This is a genomic window from Parashewanella hymeniacidonis (genome assembly GCF_016900895.1).
Taxonomy (GTDB): Bacteria; Pseudomonadota; Gammaproteobacteria; order Enterobacterales; family Shewanellaceae; genus Parashewanella; species Parashewanella hymeniacidonis.
The window spans coordinates 1-1266 of the sequence record NZ_JAFEUN010000281.1 but is presented as its reverse complement, the minus strand read 5'-3'; the positions used below and the strand labels follow the sequence as shown (position 1 = coordinate 1266).

Genomic DNA, 1266 nt, shown 5'->3' with positions numbered 1-1266 from the left:
CGTTATCAGCAGATAAGTTCATAGAGCTGGCAGCAGCGAAAGATGGTGATGAAACACCTGGACTATGTCTGGCGCAGAAAAACGGTCAGCATGATACGGTGGCTGCGTTTATGAAGGTGCTGGTGGAGTTACTGAAGGAAGGGAAGTTATCAGAAGATAAGTTCATAGCGCTGGCAGCAGCGAAAGATGGTAACGAAACACCTGGACTATGTCTGGCGCAGAAAAACGGTCAGCATGATACGGTGACTGCGTTTATGAAGGTGCTGGCGGAGTTACTGAAGGCAGGGAAGTTATCAGCAGATAAGTTCATAGCGCTGGCAGCGGGAAAAAGACGTGATGAAACACCTGGACTATGTCTAGCGCAGAAAAACGGTCAGCATGATACGGTGGCTGCGTTTATGAAGGTGCTGGCGGAGTTACTGAAGGCAAGGACGTTATCAGAAGATAAGTTCATAGAGCTGGCAGCGGGAAAAAGACGTGACGAAACACCTGGACTATGTCTGGCGCTGCAAAATGGTCAGCATGATACGGTGACTGCGTTTATGAAGGTGCTGGCGGAGTTACTGAAGGAAGGGAAGTTATCAGAAGATAAGTTCATAGAGCTAGCAGCAGCGAAAGATTATTACGAAACACCTGGACTATGGATGGCGCTGCAAGAGGGTCATCATGAGACGGTGACTGCGTTTATGAAGGTGCTGGCGGAGTTACTGAAGGTAGGGAAGTTATCAGAAGATAAGTTCATAGCGCTGGCAGCGGGGAAAAGACGTGGACTATATTTGGCGCTGCAAAATGGTCAGCATGAGACGGTGACTGCGTTTATGAAGGTGCTGGTGGAGTTACTGAAGGAAGGGAAGTTATCAGAAGATAAGTTCATAGCGCTGGCAGCAGCGAAAGGTGGCAACGAAATACCAGGGTTATGTCTAGCGCTGCAAAGTGGTCATCATGATACGGTGACTGCGTTTATGAAGGTGCTGGCGGAGTTACTGAAGGCAAGGACGTTATCAGAAGATAAGTTCATAGAGCTGGCAGCAGCGAAAGGTGGCAACGAAACCCCAGGGTTATTTCTGGCGTTGCAAAACGGTCAGCATGAGGCGGTGGCTGCATTTATGACGGTGTTGGCCGAGTTATTGAGAGGAAAATCTCTGTCGGAAGAGGCATTCAAGGAGCTGGCAGCGGCGAAAAGTGGTAACGAAACATTTGGGTTATTTATGGCGCAGCAATGCCATTATCATAAGACGGTAAAAGCATTCATGAGCGTGTTGGACT

1 protein-coding gene is annotated in these 1266 nt (G+C 48.7%); it reads left to right on the top strand.

The genetic code is table 11. The features are described 5' to 3' along the window. Positions 1 to 1266: hypothetical protein (locus tag JQC92_RS22340; RefSeq protein ID WP_205001724.1), on the top strand; the 1266-nt coding region annotated here is incomplete at both ends.